At 58.8% G+C, this 17,598-nt stretch carries 13 protein-coding genes; 6 read left to right on the forward strand and 7 right to left on the reverse strand.

The genetic code is table 11. The annotated features are described in order from the left end of the window. The first annotated feature begins 115 nt into the window (after positions 1-115). The 3 genes from AB0305_RS10725 to AB0305_RS10735 are packed head-to-tail and all read left to right on the forward strand — an operon-like array spanning position 116 to position 2,873. The gene (locus tag AB0305_RS10725; RefSeq protein WP_366172872.1) at positions 116-823 is read left to right on the forward strand and encodes a hypothetical protein; all 708 of its coding nucleotides are present in this window, start codon (positions 116-118) and stop codon (positions 821-823) included. Positions 824-831: 8 nt separating this feature from the next. Then, positions 832-1,770, forward strand: a complete 939-nt coding sequence (locus tag AB0305_RS10730) for a fatty acid desaturase (protein WP_366172874.1) — start codon at positions 832-834, stop codon at positions 1,768-1,770. Further along, positions 1,767-2,873: a GNAT family N-acetyltransferase gene (locus tag AB0305_RS10735; RefSeq protein ID WP_366172876.1), complete on the forward strand. Its 1,107-nt coding sequence runs from the start codon at positions 1,767-1,769 to the stop codon at positions 2,871-2,873. Before AB0305_RS10730 ends, AB0305_RS10735 begins: the two co-directional genes overlap by 4 nt. A gap of 110 nt (positions 2,874-2,983) precedes the next feature. Here the strand turns inward: AB0305_RS10735 and AB0305_RS10740 are convergent, their stop codons facing one another. From AB0305_RS10740 to AB0305_RS10765, 6 genes are all read right to left on the reverse strand, one after another. Then, the gene (locus AB0305_RS10740; protein ID WP_366172878.1) at positions 2,984-3,742 is read right to left on the reverse strand and encodes a CPBP family intramembrane glutamic endopeptidase; all 759 of its coding nucleotides are present in this window, start codon (positions 3,740-3,742) and stop codon (positions 2,984-2,986) included. A 217-nt stretch (positions 3,743-3,959) separates the two neighbouring features. Next, positions 3,960-5,204, reverse strand: a complete 1,245-nt coding sequence (locus AB0305_RS10745) for a hypothetical protein (RefSeq protein ID WP_366172880.1) — start codon at positions 5,202-5,204, stop codon at positions 3,960-3,962. Between the two features lie 143 nt (positions 5,205-5,347). Beyond that, positions 5,348-6,268, reverse strand: a complete 921-nt coding sequence (locus AB0305_RS10750; RefSeq protein WP_366172882.1) for a LysR family transcriptional regulator — start codon at positions 6,266-6,268, stop codon at positions 5,348-5,350. A gap of 87 nt (positions 6,269-6,355) precedes the next feature. Next, positions 6,356-10,030: a hydantoinase B/oxoprolinase family protein gene (locus AB0305_RS10755; RefSeq protein WP_366172884.1), complete on the reverse strand. Its 3,675-nt coding sequence runs from the start codon at positions 10,028-10,030 to the stop codon at positions 6,356-6,358. Positions 10,031-10,049: 19 nt separating this feature from the next. After that, positions 10,050-11,288: an MFS transporter gene (locus tag AB0305_RS10760; RefSeq protein WP_366172885.1), complete on the reverse strand. Its 1,239-nt coding sequence runs from the start codon at positions 11,286-11,288 to the stop codon at positions 10,050-10,052. A 49-nt stretch (positions 11,289-11,337) separates the two neighbouring features. Then, on the reverse strand, positions 11,338-12,141 hold the full coding sequence (locus tag AB0305_RS10765) for a putative hydro-lyase (protein ID WP_366172887.1): 804 nt from the start codon (positions 12,139-12,141) through the stop codon (positions 11,338-11,340). A 544-nt stretch (positions 12,142-12,685) separates the two neighbouring features. On the opposite strand from AB0305_RS10765, the gene AB0305_RS10770 reads away from it, so the two are divergent. The 3 genes from AB0305_RS10770 (at position 12,686) to AB0305_RS10780 (ending at position 16,337) form a co-directional block, all read left to right on the forward strand. Next, positions 12,686-13,348: a glutathione S-transferase family protein gene (locus tag AB0305_RS10770; protein ID WP_366172889.1), complete on the forward strand. Its 663-nt coding sequence runs from the start codon at positions 12,686-12,688 to the stop codon at positions 13,346-13,348. 334 nt (positions 13,349-13,682) lie between these two features. Continuing rightward, positions 13,683-14,588, forward strand: coding sequence for a TRAP transporter substrate-binding protein (locus AB0305_RS10775; RefSeq protein ID WP_366172891.1), 906 nt, complete (start codon positions 13,683-13,685; stop codon positions 14,586-14,588). 198 nt (positions 14,589-14,786) lie between these two features. Continuing rightward, a complete protein-coding gene (locus tag AB0305_RS10780; RefSeq protein WP_366172893.1) occupies positions 14,787-16,337 on the forward strand; it encodes a methyl-accepting chemotaxis protein in 1,551 nt (516 codons plus the stop codon). Between the two features lie 281 nt (positions 16,338-16,618). Here AB0305_RS10780 and AB0305_RS10785 read toward each other — a convergent pair whose 3' ends face one another. Next, a complete protein-coding gene (locus AB0305_RS10785) occupies positions 16,619-17,413 on the reverse strand; it encodes a hypothetical protein (RefSeq protein WP_366172895.1) in 795 nt (264 codons plus the stop codon). Between the last annotated feature and the right edge of the window lie 185 nt (positions 17,414-17,598).

Consider the following 17,598-nt stretch of genomic DNA (forward strand, 5'->3'; position numbering starts at 1 on the left):
TGCCTGACATCCGGTTTTGGCGAAATGCGGCTGAAATTCCATTGCATATACGCAATCAGCCAATCACTCTCCGCGCCCAACCGCCCTCACCATGAACCATGCTCTGAGCTCGCTCATGCATACCAAGATGCATGAGGCCTCTCGCCAATGCATCTACGGTCGACTCCTCACACGGCATGACCTGCCTGCGTTGCTCAAGCTGGAGCACGACAAGTGGGATACCGATCAGGTGGCCTCGCAGATCGAATTGGAAGAGCGCATCGCAGCCTACCCTGACCTTGCACTGGGTGCCTTCTGTGCCGAGACGGGACAATTGCTTGCGTCTCTTTTCCTTAAGCCAGTAGCGCATGACTTCCATCGTCACGTCCGAACTTGGCGAGACTGTACGTTGCTACCAGCCCCTCAGGAGACAACAACACTTTTCGGTATCAGCCTGACCAGCCGCCGCGGCGACGGCGTTGACGCGCTGCTGGCATTCTTCTGGCCTTATGCGCTTAAGTGCGGATGGCGCCATGTCTATCTTGGGTCTCCCATTCCCGGATTGGGCCAATGGCGGCAACAACATCCGCAGGGCCCAATCGAAGCGTACGTGCGCGCGCGACGCTCCGGCATGCCGCTCGATCCGCAACTGCGCTACTACCGTGGGCGAGGCTTCACGAAGATCGTCGACGTCAAGTCCAACTACTTCCCCCACAAACGCTCGCTCGACTATGGTGTGCTCTTGCGAGGCACCATTCCACTCTCAAGCCTGTCCCCGCTTTGGCGGGTGATGCCGTTGCAGATGCTCAAACGCATCACGCGCCATCTGGCCTGCCTGCTGTAGGAGGGTCCATGTCACCAGCAGTGACGCACCATGGGCATCAGCAACCAAGCTGGCATGACGACCTGCCCAGTCTTCTCTTCCTCGCCACCGTGCTGCTCAATACGGCGTTAATCGCGGTAACGTCGTCTCCTTGGCTGCATGTATTGCTGGCGCTTTCCCAAGCGCTATTTCTGGCGGGTTGCCAAGAGGCAAAGCATATGGCCGTACATCGCACATTTCTATCGCACCATGGCGCGAATGACGCGATCGGCATCGTTTGCGCTGCATTGTTCGGCGTGAACTTCATCGCGTATCGCTACTTTCATCTCCGCCATCATCGCGCTACCTGCACCAATGCAGACCCGGAGGGTCGGCTTTATGTGCTGAGCTGGAAGACACGCTGGATCTGGTTGCTTGCACCGCTTGAGGTGCCTTGGGTTGCCTATCATCAGAATCGGGTTGGCTGGACGATGGTGCCGCCGTCACGATATTGGCAGCGAACCATGGCGCTTGCCTGGATGGTCATATTCATCGCTGCCATCGGCTTCGGTGCCTGGCAGTCGGCTGCGGTAAGACAGTTGCTTCTGTGGGCCTATGTTGTACCTGCGACCGTGCTGTCATGGTTCGACTTCGTGCTGACGCAGGCCGAACACTATGGTGTTCCGGTCACAGCCTCTACCCCTCGACGGGATCCTGGCGCGATCACGCAAGACATCTTGTTGCCGCCTGCCCTGGGATGGATAACCTTACACCGTTCGCTGCATCGGGTGCATCACTGCTACCCGGCCGTGCGTTGGCATCAGGCGCCCAGGCTTCTGCGCGTCGATCCGACCACAGCTCCCATGACGTATCTGGCATTCGCTCGCCGCTGGATGGCGGAAGGGCCCCGGCTCTGGCGCCCCTTGGAGACGATGCCGATAGCGGCCAACGTGGACACCCCGATGGTGGAAGGTGGACAGTCGTCGTGAGTTGCTACACGTTCTCACTTGCTCATGCGAAAGAAGACGCACAGTTGCGCGAGCGCATGGCCTCGGATTGGATTGAAGGTGCCACCGCCATTAGCCTGCGCCGCGAGCCTTCCTATTTTTCCGCCAGTCGTCTGCAAGGGGACAAGGTGCAAGTAATCATGGGTCGCGATACCTTGACAGGGCGCGTGGTGGCTACAGCCGCCCGTAGCATCACGACTGTTGTTCTGAACGGCAGTCCCCAACGCGCAGCACTTCTTTCTGACATCCGCGTCGATCGCGCCCATCGAGGGCGAGGGCTGGCCACGCAGCTACTCCGTGCACTGCAAACACTCGATGGTACGGACCCGTTGCCAACCTACGCGCTCGTCTACGATGACAACAAACCAGCGCTTCGAAGTCTCACCGCCACGCGTGCCGGCATGCCTCAATGGAAACAGTTTGGCGAGCTGACCGTGCTGGCGCTGCGCTTAGGACAACGACGGCCCGAACTGGAACTTGACGGCGTTGAACTGCGGCGCGCCGATGCCAATGCGTTGCCCGCGGTCGTTCACTTTCTCAACATGCACCGGATAGGTAACTGGGCACCTGTGCTCGACGTTGCCGACTTCCAACCGGGAGGTCGTTGCGATACCTTGCAAGCCCGCGATTTCTTCTTGGCAGTGAGAGGCGGACATCTGTGTGCCGTTATGGCTGCCTGGGACCAGTCCTCCCTGCGGCAGGCGCACGTGGAACGCTACTCGCGCCCGTTGGCGTGGATGCGTCCTACCTACAACGCTTACGCATGGCTGCGCGGTCGACCACCTCTTCCTGCGCATGGACAGGCGCTCCCCTATCTCTACCTTGCCTTTATCGCTGTCGAGCACAACGATCCCTCAATCTGTGCTGCGCTACTGCGCTACACCCGAAATAGGCTGGCCGATGGTCCGTGGCTCTACGCATTGGCAGCGTTGAGCAACGGTGATCCGCTGTTGTCGGTATTCAGAGCCTACCCTGCCACCCATTCGGCAGTACGGCTCTATGAAGTGGATTTCCAGACGAGAGTCGGCACTACGGACGCTCCTTCTCCCCACTCGCGCTCGTGCGTAGAGTTTGCCTTGACATGAGCGCAGTGAGCGCCTCTAAGCATAAAAGGCGCAACCAAAAATCTGGCACCGAATGCTGGCCCTTGGTCGATTTGTCGATCCGTTTTGTTCGCGATATCAAAGGAGGTCTCTTAGGCAACAGGGCCGCTACTTTGTGCTGCGTCATGGTGATGCATTGCATCAGTCATCGCCCCTAGGAATGACAGAAAGATCACAACATCCTGGACACAATGCGCGCACCACGCCCAAAACAATCCATGGGTCTGCATCGTTACAATCGCGAGACACCAACCCACCACTGCGGACCCGGTGACAACGGCAAAACCGGAGGCTTGCCCACAGACATGCGCCAGTGCGAAAAGAACCGCCGATAAGAGCGCGACTTGCGATGGCTCCCACAGCTCCCGCGCTACTGCAATGATCGCCCCCCGATAAATGAGTTCTTCTGACAGCGCATTGACCGCCGATATCGCGATCACCCAAAAACCAAACTTGCCGAAAAAAGCCGGCCAATTTTGAATGTTGCGCAGAGAACCGAACACGAGTGCCAACGTGGCCAGGCCGAAACCAAGTGTCAGCAAGCAGCCGCCCTGCACCCAAGAGACACCATCTACGTGAGGAAGGCCAAAAGCTTCCATTTGGACTGGCGACGCGAGTGCTCCAATACCGAACATTCGCGCGCGCTCCGGGGGAGATAGCTGGTGAGCAAGTACGACGACAATCGCCGCCAGCGCACCGAATGCGATTTGGTAACGTACCTGCCGTTGAATGAACCCCTGGGGGGATTCCGCGGCGGCATCTTCTGTAAGCCGCGCAGGATAGCGCCAAAGTGCCCACGCCGCTGAGGTGACGAGGCAGACAGCAGCAATGATCAGGACAAGAGACAGCATATTGATGGGGATCGTCGCTCACTGACAGCAGTGAGTGAAATCGATGGCTGGCCCGGCCAATAGCGGGAGCTGTGCATCAGACGGCCGGGATGAGGAAGCTCTTCTAGGGCTAGGCGAGAGTCGCTCCGGGTATCGATCGGGAGTGAAGTAGCGTTCGACTCCGATGCAGATGTCCCTCAATAGCCTGGGGCTGTGTCACACGCAGAGATCGCTTGCATCAGCACTTCGGTGTGCATGCCACGAACCTGGCAAGCATGGGGTCGAGCAATGGCGCCTGAACACGCATCGTCCGGTGCCTGACGACGTCATCTGCATCGCTGGCCAGTCGCGCCACCACATCCGGCGGCAGGTTGGGGATAACGGCGACGGCGCGGCGGACGACGGTACAGGGATCACCTGCCATCCGTATCACCCATTCGGCCAGACCACGGCCGTGCGCATGCACCACGGCCGCCCGGACGTCAGCCGCGGCGTCCACGGCGAAACCTGTCAACAGGTCGGAGGGACAGCGCGCGTGACTGGCCACCGCTGCCCTCACAACGTGCGCTGGATCATTGGCCAACTGCCGCAATAGCACTTCCGACACGTCTGGAGAGGTTGCTAGCGCCCAGCGCACGCGAGCATCGGCGTGGTCCGCTAGCAAAACCTGCAGCTCAGGCTCAAGCTTGGGGCGCATGGCCACGTCCCAGCCGTGGCTGGCAACCAGATCGACCAGGCGCGCAAGCACGGTATCTGGGTGCAGCGCTTCGCGCCAGACGGTGGCAGGAGCGGGCTCCGGTGTGGAAAAGGCCGAGCGCCTCTGGGCGTCAGCGGCCTTCACGTGAGCGATGACTTCGGCTGAGCTCGGGGTCTCGAAGTCATCGTATTCGTCCTGTTCTTCGTCTTCGCAGCCCTCGGCGCTCGCGGCTTCGACCTTGCACCCGTCCTCTTCGCCTTCGAGCAGACCGAGCATTCGGTAGGGCCTAAGGCTGCTCTTCGCATCGAAGTCCAGAGTGGAGTAGTAGCCTTCGAGATCGGAACGATTCAGATCGAACAGGCACGACTTGTCGGCGCCGATGAAGGCCCGTGCGGCAACCTGCCCGCCGCACTCGAAGACCCAGTCGTTGTGATATTGCAGGTTCAGACCTTGCACCAACAGGTCGCGAGCAACATACAGCGTGTACCACGAGAAAACATGGCGGCAGCGCATGGAGCCAAATACGGCCAGCAACCCGCCTCCAAGGTAGTCGTCATACCAGCCGTCGACGATCACATCGCCAGTCACAATCAGGTTGATGTCGTTCACGACGTTGGAGGGCAAACGCAAGTCGCCTTCGTGGATCCACCAGGTCCAGTCCCGCAGATAGACGTCGACGGTACTTGCCCCGCCCGGTGCCACGCGGTGGCACGCTTTGATCAGGTCGCGGCATTCCTCCTTGGATGCGCGGCGGAAACGATATTGCAAGCTAGAAAGATTGATCATGGGACATTCGATGTAATCGCAATACCGTTGGCCATCCGCCGTAGCAGTTGCAATCCCTTCCCCGACTCGTTCGAGTCTTCCTTTGTGCCATGTCGTCAACACGGTGCGGACCACCGCTTGATGCCCCGGTGTTGTGGGCGGGTCTAAGCGTCACGAACCTCAGACTGCACTGTTTGTGCAGGTCCGTTGGGTAGGTTCAGAAAGACAAAAAGGGATTCGAACAGTGCATCCAGATGTCCAGACGCCGGATCTTCCCGGTAAGTGGCGAAAAGAGGAAGAGGAGGCAGGGTTGCTGCGCTGCGCAGGCGAGTCAGTCGACTTCGCCCTTTTGCACGCGAAATGACGCTTTCCGGTAGCGTGGCGATACCGAAGCCGTCTTCTGCCAGTTGCACTAATGCGGAGATTGAGGAGATGGTATGAATGCGGGGTGGCTCGACCCCATGCTGGCGAAACAGTTGCAGAAGCTCCTGGTGTGGTTGTGAGCCACGTTGAAACGTCAGGAGGTCGGAGCCCGCAATGTCACTCAGCTCATAGGCGTGCGTGTCTGAAAAAGAATCGTCCCCAATGAAACACATTTGCATGGGTGGCAGCGCGAATGTTCTGAATTCCTTTTCGGGCACCGCCCCCGCTGCAAAGATGATATCGAGAGCGCCTTTCTTGACTGACTCCATCAGAACCGGCGACGTTTCGATGGTGAGCTGCAACTCAAGGTTCATGTTCCCCTGGCGCACATGCCTGAGCCAGGAAGAAAGCCAGCTATGGGCCACCGATTCGACAGCGCCCAACCGCAGCACGGTCGGCGTGTCATCGACGCCCCCCATCGCCAGCTTGATCTCGCGGTGCATTCCCAGCAGCTTTACCGACATCGTCAAGAACCGTTGGCCAGCGCTAGTTAGCCGGAATTGCTTTGATCGGCGATCAAGTAGCTTGACGCCCAGCTCGTCTTCCAAGGTGCTGATGCGGTTCGAGAGAGAGGACTGCGTGACATGCAATTTCTCTGCAGCGCGGGTAATGCTCCTGAGGGAGCATGCCCAATAGAAGGCCTCGACGAACTTTAGATTCATATCACCCGACGTATTGGTAAGCCGCTTTTCCCAAGGCTTCGGAGCGCTCTCGGCCGTTCTATCGTCCAGTCGAGAGCGGCCCCGCGATCAGACGTGGTCGCTGCCGTATCCACCACCGCCCGGCGTCTCCACAATGAAGACGTCATCAGCCTCCATCGCCACGGATGCACAGGAGTCGAGATCCTCCGTGACCCCGCTGGCGCGCACCACCCTGTTTCGACCGACGCATCCGGGTGCTCCGCCCTGAGCGCCGAAGGCCCCGTGGCTACGCCCGTTGCTCAGGATGGATGCGATCATCGGCTCCAAGAATCGGATTCGGCGATGGCCGCCATTGCCGCCTTTCCAGCGGCCTGCACCGCCGGAACCGTGGCGGATCTCATAGGCGTCAAGGCGAACGGGATAGCGCAACTCGAGCACTTCGGGGTCGGTCAAGCGCGAATTGGTCATATGTGTCTGGACGACACTCGTGCCGTTAAATCCGTGGCCGGCCCCCGATCCACCGGAGATGGTCTCGTAGTACTGGTAGCGCTCGTTGCCGAAGGTGAAATTGTTCATCGTGCATTGGGCGCCAGCCATCACACCGAGGGCGCCGTAGAGTGCGTTGGTAATACAGCTGGAGGTTTCCACATTGCCGGCCACAACGGCGGCAGGTGCGCGCGGATTGAGCATGCAGCCTTCCGGAACAATCACCTCGATAGGCTTCAGACAGCCCGCGTTGAGCGGAATCGCGTCATCCACCAGCGTGCGGAACACATACAGCACCGCCGCCATGGTGATGGATTTCGGTGCGTTGAAGTTGTTGGGCAATTGCCCGCTTGTTCCCGTAAAGTCGAGTACCGCGCTACGGCGCTGCGCATCCACCTTGACCGACACGCAAATTTGCGCGCCGTTATCCAGCGGGAGCGTGAACTGGCCATCCTTGAGCGCCGTAATAACGCGCCGCACCGACTCTTCAGCATTGTCCTGCACGTGCTGCATGTAGGCGCTAACCGTGTCTCGCCCATAGTGGGCAACCATTGCGCGCAGCTCTTGCACACCCTTCTCATTGGCTGCAATCTGCGCTCGCAAATCCGCCATGTTTTGCGAGGGATTGCGTGACGGATACGTTCCGCTGCTGAGCAGCGCCACCATTTCAGCTTCGCGCAGTCGGCCTTGCTCAACCAACTTGAAGTTATCGATCAGCACGCCCTCTTCCTCAATCGACGTTGAGAATGGAGGGACCGAGCCTGGAGTCACCCCGCCGATATCGGCATGGTGACCACGCGATGCAACATAGAAGCGTGGGCGCGTGTCCTCCTCAAGGAACACGGGCGTGACCACCGTGATATCGGGAAGGTGCGTGCCACCGTGGTATGGGTCGTTTAGCACGAACACATCGCCAGCGTGCATATCGGGGTTACGCGTCATCACCGTCTTGATGGACTCGCTCATCGAACCCAAATGCACAGGAATGTGCGGTGCGTTGGCGATCAGGTTGCCCTGCGCATCAAACAGCGCACAGCTAAAGTCCAAGCGCTCCTTGATGTTCACCGAGTAGGCTGTATTCTGCAAACGCAGCCCCATCTGCTCGGCGATGTTCATGAACAGGTTGTTGAAGACCTCCAGCATCACCGGGTCGACATGCGTACCCGCTGCGTGACCGCTGACGCGTGCGCGCACCCGCCGTAGTTCGAGACAACCTGAACCGCTCAATTCCGCTCGCCAGCCCGGCTCGACAACCGTGGTGGAGTTACGCTCGGCAATGACGGCCGGGCCGTCGACTGTTGCCCCCGGCGCCATCTCCTCCCGGATGTACAGGCCCGCATTGCGCCAGCCGGCAGGCTCGATGTCTTGCATACAGTACATCTTGACCTGCGAGCGCGGGGTTGCGGCATGCGAAGTCACTGTGCCGGCCGACGCCTGGGATACGGGCTCGCCAGGTAGCATGCATTCCACACTCACAGCCTCGATCACCAGTTCCCGGTCTGGCATCAGGAAAGCAAAGCGTTGGCGGTACGCCGTCTCGAATTGATCGCGCAGCGCGGCAATGGCAAATTGCGCCGGGCTTTGCGGGTCGTAGGAGCACGTGAGTGCCGTGTCGGTGCCGTTATAGCGCACCTGCAGTTGATAGCGGCTACGAATGAGGTCCGGCGCAACGCCTTGGGCTTCCAACTCGCGACGTGCTTCTGCTTCAAGCTTGCGTGCCTGCTCGAGGGCGGCGGCAAGTCCCTCTGCATCCAGCGCACGCTCAACAGAAATCTCGCGGAGGGCAATCTGGTCAGCCAAGCCCATCCCATAGGCCGACAGCACCCCGGCAAACGGATGTGCCAGGACGTGCGTCATACCCAACGCGTCGGCCACCAGGCAGGCGTGCTGCCCGCCTGCGCCGCCGAAGCACTGCAACGTGTAGGTGCTGACGTCATAGCCGCGCGCCACCGAGATGCGCTTGACCGCATTTGCCATGCTGCCGACGGCGATCTGCAACGCACCGGCTGCCACTTCTTCGGCACACGTCGCGCGCCCCGATGCAGTGGTCATCTCACGCGCCATGGCTTCAAAGCGCTGGACCACGACGCCGCGGTCCAGGGCCTCGTCCGCGGCGGGCCCGAACACCTTGGGGAACCAATCAGGCTGGATACGCCCCAGCATCACGTTCGCATCGGTAGTGGCCAGCGGCCCACCACGACGGTAGCTTGCCGGGCCGGGGTTCGCTCCGGCAGACTCCGGCCCGACACGCAGCCGTGCCCCATCGAATTGAATGACGGAGCCACCACCGGCTGCGACCGTGTGGATGCTCATCATCGGCGCACGCATACGAACGCCAGCCACTTCAGTATCGAACGTACGCTCAAACTCACCAGCATAGTGACTAACGTCCGTGGACGTACCGCCCATGTCGAAGCCGATCACTTTCGGATGGCCCTCAGCCTGCGCGGTACGAACCATACCGACGATGCCGCCGGCCGGCCCCGATAGGATGGCGTCCTTCCCTTGAAAGCGTTGAGCCTCGGTCAATCCGCCCGAGCTTTGCATGAAGAACAGGCGAACGCCGGGCATCTGCTGCGCAACCTGTTCGACATAGCGGCGCAGGATCGGGGACAGGTAAGCATCGACCACGGTCGTATCGCCACGTGGGACAAACTTAACGAGCGGGCTGACTTTGTGGGAGACGGAAATCTGTGTGAAGCCGATCTCACGGGCAATAGCCTCGGCTTGCAACTCGTGCTCGTGATAGCGATAGCCGTGCAGGAACACGATGGCACAGGCGCGCAAGCCACGTTCAAAGGCAGCCTTCAATTGCGCCTTCAGCGCCTCGACGTCCAGCGCCTGCACGGTTGAACCGTAGGCGCTCATGCGCTCGTCGGCTTCAATCACCTCTTCGTACAGCAGCTCCGGCAAAACGATGTTGCGGTCAAACAATTGCGGGCGCGCTTGGGTCGCGATGCGCAGCGCGTCGCGGAACCCCCGTGTGGTCACAAGCAGCGTGCGATCCCCCTTGCGTTCGAGCAACGCATTGGTGGCCACCGTTGTCCCCATCTTCACGCATTCCACTCGCTCGGGCGTAATCATCTCGCCCGCCGGCAGCGCGAGCAACCGTCGAATCCCCTCCACAGCCGCGTCGCGATACTGCTCGGGGTTTTCCGACAGCATCTTGAGCGTATGGAAGCCGCCCTCAGGATCACGCCCCACAAGGTCGGTAAACGTGCCGCCCCGGTCGATCCAGAACTGCCAGCGTTTCGACGGGTGATTGGAATACAGGCTCATATCGATTTCATCCTTCAACAGCAAAGTTATGCAACGCTCAGGCAATCGCGTGTCCCAATTCCTTGCCCCGTGTTTCGGGCAGTGCGAACACGGTCAGGATCACCGCCAGATAGCAGCCTGCGGATACGACGCCAATGCTCGCGCCAAGTCCATATGTACCGCTGGTCAAGCCGATGATGGCCGGACAGATTGAGCCGACGGCACGGCCAAAGTTGTAGCAGAAGCCCTGCCCCGATCCACGCACGCTATTTGGGTACAGCTCGGCCAGAAATGCGCCCATGCCCGAGAAAATGCCGGACAGGAAGAAGCCCAGAGGGAAGCCGAGGAAGAACATCGCGCTATCCGTGATTTGGAACTTGGTGTACGCCAGCACCAGGACAATCCCGGCTGCAGCAAACACCGCAAAGCACTTGCGGCGGCCGATGGTGTCGGACAACCATGCGCTGCAGAGGTAGCCAATGAAAGACCCGGTAATCAGGATCAACAAGTAGGAACTGGTGCCCAGCACCGAGAGATGACGCTCGGTCTTCAGGAACGTCGGCAGCCAAGTCGTAACGGAGTAGTAGGCGCCCTGCATACCACTGGCCAAGAGGCTCGCCAGAATCGTCGTGCCCAGCAGGTCCTTGGAGAAGATCTGCATGAAGTTCGAGGATTCCTCGTGCTGCATGCGGCGTTGCTTTTCCTGCACGAACACGGGCGACTCCGCCACGTTCCGACGCACATACACGATCAGAAGTGCTGGCAGGATGCCCACCCAGAAGAGCACCTTCCAGGCCAGTTCTTGAGGCAGGTACGCGTAGGCCATCCAAAATGCAATTGCCGACAGCGCCCAACCCACCGCCCAACTGCTCTGCACAAGACCTGCAGCTTTTCCGCGGTGCTTGGCGGCAATCGTCTCCGAGATCAGCACGCTGCCCACCGCCCACTCTCCGCCCATACCAAGCCCCTGAAGCGTGCGGGTCGCCAGAAGCTGATGAAAATTCTGGGTGAACCCACTTAGGCAGGTGAAGATCGCGAACCAGAACACCGTCCACTGCAAGACGCGGACACGACCGTATTTATCGGCCAGGATGCCCGCCGCCCATCCACCGATTGCAGAACTGATCAGCGACGCAGTGGCGATATATCCCGCCTCAGCCTTCGTCATTCCCCAAAGTACGAACAACGTCGGAATGAGGAAGGTGTACACCATGTAATCAAATGCATCGACCGCGTACCCTAGAAAGCCTGCGGTCAACGTCCTACGTTCGGATTGTCCGATTTCCCCGATCCACATTTTCATTTCCTCCGCACAGTAGGCACCCTGTCGAATGCCTGATTTATCTTTATTGTTCGACGATGTCTTTGTTCAACATGTCGGTGACCAGCATGCATCCCGGTGAATGGGTGATGCAGAAATCCAGCTTCGCCTGCAGAAGCGCGACTTGCGGCGTGACGCCACACCCCCAGAAAACGGGGATCTCATCTGCGTGGATGTCAACCGCATCGCCATAGTCGGGCGCTGCAAGATCTTGGATGCCAATGCTGTGCGCATGGGCAAGGTGAATGGGTGCCCCATGAACCATGGGCGTGCGGCTTGTGATCTGGACCGCTCGGATGGCATCAGCTGGTCTCATTGGCCGCATGGTGACCACCATGTTTCCGCCAAATGGGCCAAATGGCGTGGTCTCGATGTTGGTGCGAAACATCGAGACATTCTTCTTCTGCTCCACGTGGCGCAGCTTGATCCCCTCTGCAAGCAGCGCGTGCTCAAACGAGAACGAGCATCCCAGCAGAAAGGTGACCAAGTCCAAGCGCCAGTACGACATGATGTCGGGCACCTCGTCGACCATCTCTCCGGATCGCCAGACCCGATAGCTCGGGATATCGGTCCGGATATCGAGATCGGCCCCACACGATGGCAAGGCTGGATTGCCTGCATCCGAAACTGCCAATACGGGACATGGAATGGGATTGCGCCAGCAATACGCGAGGAAGTCGCTAGCGTGTGCCTTCGGGACGATGACGCAGTTCGTTTGAACGTACTCAGACGCCAAACCGCTTGTGTGGCCACGCAATCTTCCACTGCGGGCCGCGAGACGCACGTCCAATCCGCTGGACCGCTCGTTCAAGTCATTCAATGAGGTCATAGATCAGTAGTCGGTCGACCGTCGCAATAGAGAACTTCACTCTGGCCGCCGCACGGGGCGACCCGGTTCGGCACGTATTGTTTGAATGTTTGATGAACAAATCCAATGGGAAATATGCGTATCCTGCAATCGAATTTTTCGATGAGGCCGACGCAAGGCTAGTTCGATGCAAGAATCAAGGGTTTTCCCTGAATTGAAATACCCACCTCAATCTGATCGGGTGAGTGCTGGCCAACGCGAAAACATCAGCTTTATCGATTGCTCTTGATAACAATTGTTTGGTGCCCAGGCAATAAATGTGTGCGTGTTGTGCAGCTGCTTGGTGACACCCCCTTCCAATGCGCACTCCCGCTTTGTTGATCGACGGGGAAAACGACCAAATACCCCCCGATCAAAAAAAATTGATGGCAAAAAAATTTTTGCCAATTTAATCTAAATAAGGTCAGTCATTCATAACACCGCGTCCTTATGTGGCGAGCCTAGGTGCAGGTCGTTTTCCGATAATTTTGGGTGGATTTCATTCATTCGTAACCAAAGATAGGAAATGCTTCTATATCACCGGCCAACATCAGGGCATAGCTACAAAGCCTGTCTTCTACTATCGATTCTTGGAATCAATTTCGAAAGTGTATTTATTCAAGCAAATGGCGGGAAAAACATCGTCAATGACGAATACCTGGAATTGAATCCGCGAGGGCAAGTTCCCACGCTTGAGGATGACGGAACGGTCATCTGGGGCTCGACGGCGATTCTTGTGTACTTGGCCAGCAAGTTCGACAAGCATCGAACCTGGTTGCCCGCCGATCCTGGCCAGACTGCAGCCGTGATGCAGTGGATGGAGTTTGCGCAGAATGAAGTGAATGGCTTGTTCCTCTCGCGTGCCATCCAAAAGTTCGGATACTCGGGGGACCTTGTCGCTGCGCAGCGCGCTGGCAATGCCGCATTGGATATTCTCGAGGACCGGCTCGGCCGGCATCACTGGCTGGCTTGCGACTGGCCTACCATCGGGGACATCGCGTGCTTTCCCTACGCCGCGGTCGCCGATGACAACGGTTTTGATCTACAAGGCAGACCCGCTTTGAATCGCTGGTTCAAACGCATGATTAAACTGAGAGGCTTCTTTCCTATGCCGGGTATGGAGCCGCTTGTCGCCAGATTGACTGAAGAACGGAAGCTGACTGCCTCGCTCAGTGCCACCAACTTCTAGAGCCGCTTTACGACGACCCCGGCGCCGCCAGCCTCCTTGTTTTCTCCTGACGAGATTGGCGCCGGGTTTTTTTCAATCACGACACGCCGGCCGCAAGACTGGCATTCCGGTGAGGCGCATCCACTAAAGCGCGTCTACGTCGCCCTTGGGATCCCAGAAACCGCCTCTCCCCCGAATATTCATTGCACACTGATCCAAGAATTTGGACATTGGCGACCGTCGATCTATGAAGCTAATCGCGATCCTTTGTTCCGCGGCGATGGCGCTCGCCGCTACTGTTGAGGCAGCAGTCGCAGCGCAGCCCACGGCGGGTGATAAGCCAACACACTGGCGCATGGCAACCGAATACCCCGCAAACACAATGCCCGGCGAAGGATTGGCGGAGTTTGCCAAGGAAGTGAAAGCCCGCACGGCCGGCACCCTGGACATCGTGGCATCCTATGACGGTTCCGCAGGTATCCCCGCTTCTGAAATACCGTTGGCTGTACGCGATGGGCGCCTGGAGGCTGGCGACGCCTACGAAGGGGCATTGGCAGAGTTGAATCCGATCTTCTCACTGTCTTCCCTGCCATTCGTGACCAACGAGGTCAAGGACGCGCAGCGGCTGGCAGACCTCGCGCGCCCGCTCTATGTCGAGGCGTTCGAGCAACTCGGCCAGCATCTCCTCTATGTGACACCCTGGCCGGCATCGGGGCTCTGGTCGGCCAAACCGATCGCCAGCGCTGATGTGCTGCGGACGCTTTCCATCCGCACGTACGACGCTACGTCGGCCAAGGTCATGCAGACAGTTGGCGCCCGGGCGGAAGCCTTGTCATTTGCGGAGGTGCCGGCTCGCTTGGGAAACGGCTCCATCAATGCCGTGCTGTCATCAGGTGACGGTGCGGCCGGTCAAAAGCTGCTGAAATGGTTGCCGTACTTCACGACCATCGAGTACGCAATGCCACTGTCGTTCGCCACAGTCAACGAGAAGGCGTACGCGGCTCTGTCACCCAAGCAAAGGCGCGCGGTCGACCAGGCAGCCGAAATCACTGAATTCCGACAATGGCTGCGGCTACAGCATCGCGCCGCCCAGAACCGCCAGCACTTGCAAGATCTGCACATAGCCGTGGACGAGCCGTCGGCTCCGCTGCGCGCGTCGCTGCAGATCGCGGCCCAGCAGGCCATTGTCGAATGGGAGCGTACGGCTGGCCCCGAGGCGACCGCAATGCTTGAACAATTTAGGCACCGGACCACCCCGTGAGTGCGATTGCCTTCGGATCAGGCGGGCCTATTCTGCACACCATTGGTGCGGACCACGGGCGATAAAAAATCCCTAACACCACCGAGCAATTTTTTTTGCGCCAACACGCTGTCAAGTTGCACGCCAGCCCGACGATGAGAAAGATCAGAGCACGCGCCGACCCTCATCGTGCAGCCCGAAGACCTTTGGAGAATGCAATTGAACAGACTCAGCTTCCGTCAGAAACTCTGGCTGCCTCTCGTGTTCAGTTTGATCGCGTTGACGTTGCTGTCGGTCTTCAACGCCTATCAGACACGCGAGATCCGCATGGATGAGCGCAAGAACAATCTTGTCAGCGTGACCACTGAGGCCTTCAGCATAATTAAGCAATATGGTGATCTCGCACGCAGTGGATCCCTGAGCGACGAGGAGGCCCGCAAACAGGCGCTCGATCGCATCCGCGGGTTGCGCTACGACAAGGATGGCTACTTCACCATCACGTCTTCGCAAGAGGTCGTGATCATGCATCCGATTGCACCCGATCTGAACGGCAAGAAACGGACCGATTTCAAGGATGTGCAAGGTAACGCTCTGTATGTGGACATCTCGAATGCCGGCAAGCAGCCCGACGGAGGTTTTATTCGGTACGTCTGGCCGCACGTCGGAAGTACTGAGCCGGCTCCGAAGCTCGCCTATGTCCTGCGATACCAACCGTGGGATTGGAACCTGACGACAGGCGTCTACATTGACGACATCAACACAGCGTTCATGCACTCGCTGTACGGAATTGCGGGGCTGCTGGCAGCAGTCGTGATTTCCATGGTCATCCTGACAAGCTTGGTGACCCGAAACCTGCAGCGCACGTTGGGCGGCGATCCAGCCTATGCGGCGGACGTCGCCAACCGCATCGCTGGAGGCGACTTGACGGTGCCAATCACAACGCACCCGGATGACCGCAATAGCCTGCTCTACGCCATGAACCGGATGCGTGCCGCATTGGTGGAGATGATCGGTCGCATTAAAGATGCATCCGATACGATCGGTACGGCCACGCGAGAAATCGCGAGTGGGAACCTGGACCTGTCATCACGCACGGAGCAGCAGGCGAGCTCGTTGGAAGAAACGGCTTCGGCAATGGAGCAACTCATGTCTGCCGTGCAGCAAAACGCCGACAACGCCAATCAGGCAAATCGGCTCGCTGTATCAGCTTCGGATGTGGCGGTCCGCGGCGGTGAAGTGGTGACACGCGTGGTGGAGACGATGAGCTCGATCAACGCCTCCTCACACAAAATTGTCGACATCATCGGGGTGATCGACGGCATTGCGTTCCAGACCAACATCCTCGCGTTGAATGCGGCAGTAGAGGCCGCCCGCGCCGGTGAACAAGGCCGCGGATTCGCCGTCGTAGCAGGTGAAGTGCGTAGCTTGGCGCAACGCAGCGCCGCTGCGGCCAAAGAAATCAAAGCCCTCATTGACGATTCCGTGGCCAATGTGAATGCCGGCAGTACGCTTGTCGATGAAGCTGGCATGACCATGCGCCAGGTCGTCGCCAGCGTGAAGCGGGTCACGGACATCGTTGGAGAGATCACTGCCGCCAGTCAGGAACAGAGTTCGGGCATCGAAGAGGTCAGTCACGCCGTTACGCAACTGGATGATGCGACGCAACAGAATGCGGCCCTGGTAGAGCAAGCCGCGGCGGCCGCACAGTCACTGGAGGAGCAAGCACAGGAACTGCTGGCGATTGTTGGGGAGTTCCGGCTCCAAGCCTAGCAACTAGCAAATTCCGCGGCTACAAACATCAAATCATGGAGTGCAGACTACGCGATTTGGCATCGAGCTTCCTCCATTCCTTCGTAAGCGTCCAAGAATCGGTGTCCAGGCCTCCGAGGTCGTAGGTTGAAAGGATTGCGTCCGCAACCAGAATTGCGGACGCATTAATGACCACAGAAGATGACCTGAGTCACGTCCCCAGCGGTGATCGCAATCGACACAGAAGAAACGGTCGATGCACACGAAAGCGAACACCCAACCATCGAGCTTCGATGGAAGCATCAATCCGTAGAAGCGACGGTCGGCTCCGCTGTTCTTGCGCGCTGCATCGTTGCTAGTCGCTTGGTTCCCCCCTGCACAATCATCGCCAAGATCGAGGCCTCGGCAAAGGCCACAAGTGGACGTTGGTAATACAGTGCGTACGAAAGCAGCAAACAAAATGCTGCAAATGAGAATCTGCCAAGCACCATGCCTCGAAGAAGCGAAATCGCGAAGGCCGGCCCATGTGCGCGATGTGAAGACACCGATAAAACGATTCCCAGCAGTGGAAATACCGCGAGCAAACCGCTCCATGCAGGCCCCGCCCAATCGGATATTGAGGTAACCAGTAACGTCAGGACCGCGCCAGCAAACATTCTGCCTATCAGGTCTGACCGCGTAAGCGGCGCAGTTGCTGAGGCCTCCGAGCAGCGCGGCAAGAACGACTGGCCGAAGCACACAGCAGCGAAGGCGGCAATTACTGCCCAAATAGGTGAATTGGGCAGCATTGATAAGCCACACGCGGCGATAAACCACATAATGAGCCCGACAGCTAGTGCTTCCTGCCACGAACGCGAGCGGCAGGTCCATGCATAGGCAAAATTGAATGCTTCTGAGGCGAGGATTGCGGAAAGAGACAGCGTGGCAGCGCGCGCGCCGAAGTTCGGGCCATGCGCGAGCACAAGAAAGAATAGAATCGGACCGGCGACCACGGGTAGACCCGCCAACCAGCCAGCAATAGAGGGCCCCCACCAGTTACCCGACATCGAAACGACAAGCAAGAACAGCGGGACAAGCGTTAGTTTGAGCGCGAGCATGCCGAAATCGATGGATTTAAAGACCGATCATACCCTCGCGCGGACGCGCGGAGCGCCACTGTACCGCCGAAGGGCCGCTATGCAGACACCGAGACGAAGAACCGTTCATGGCCGTTGCTGCCGGTCGCTCCGCCAATGAGGCGACGACGGGTATCGTGGCGGAGCCGTCGCTCAACTCGGCAGCC

It is taken from the genome of Arthrobacter sp. NPDC080086 (assembly GCF_040702285.1).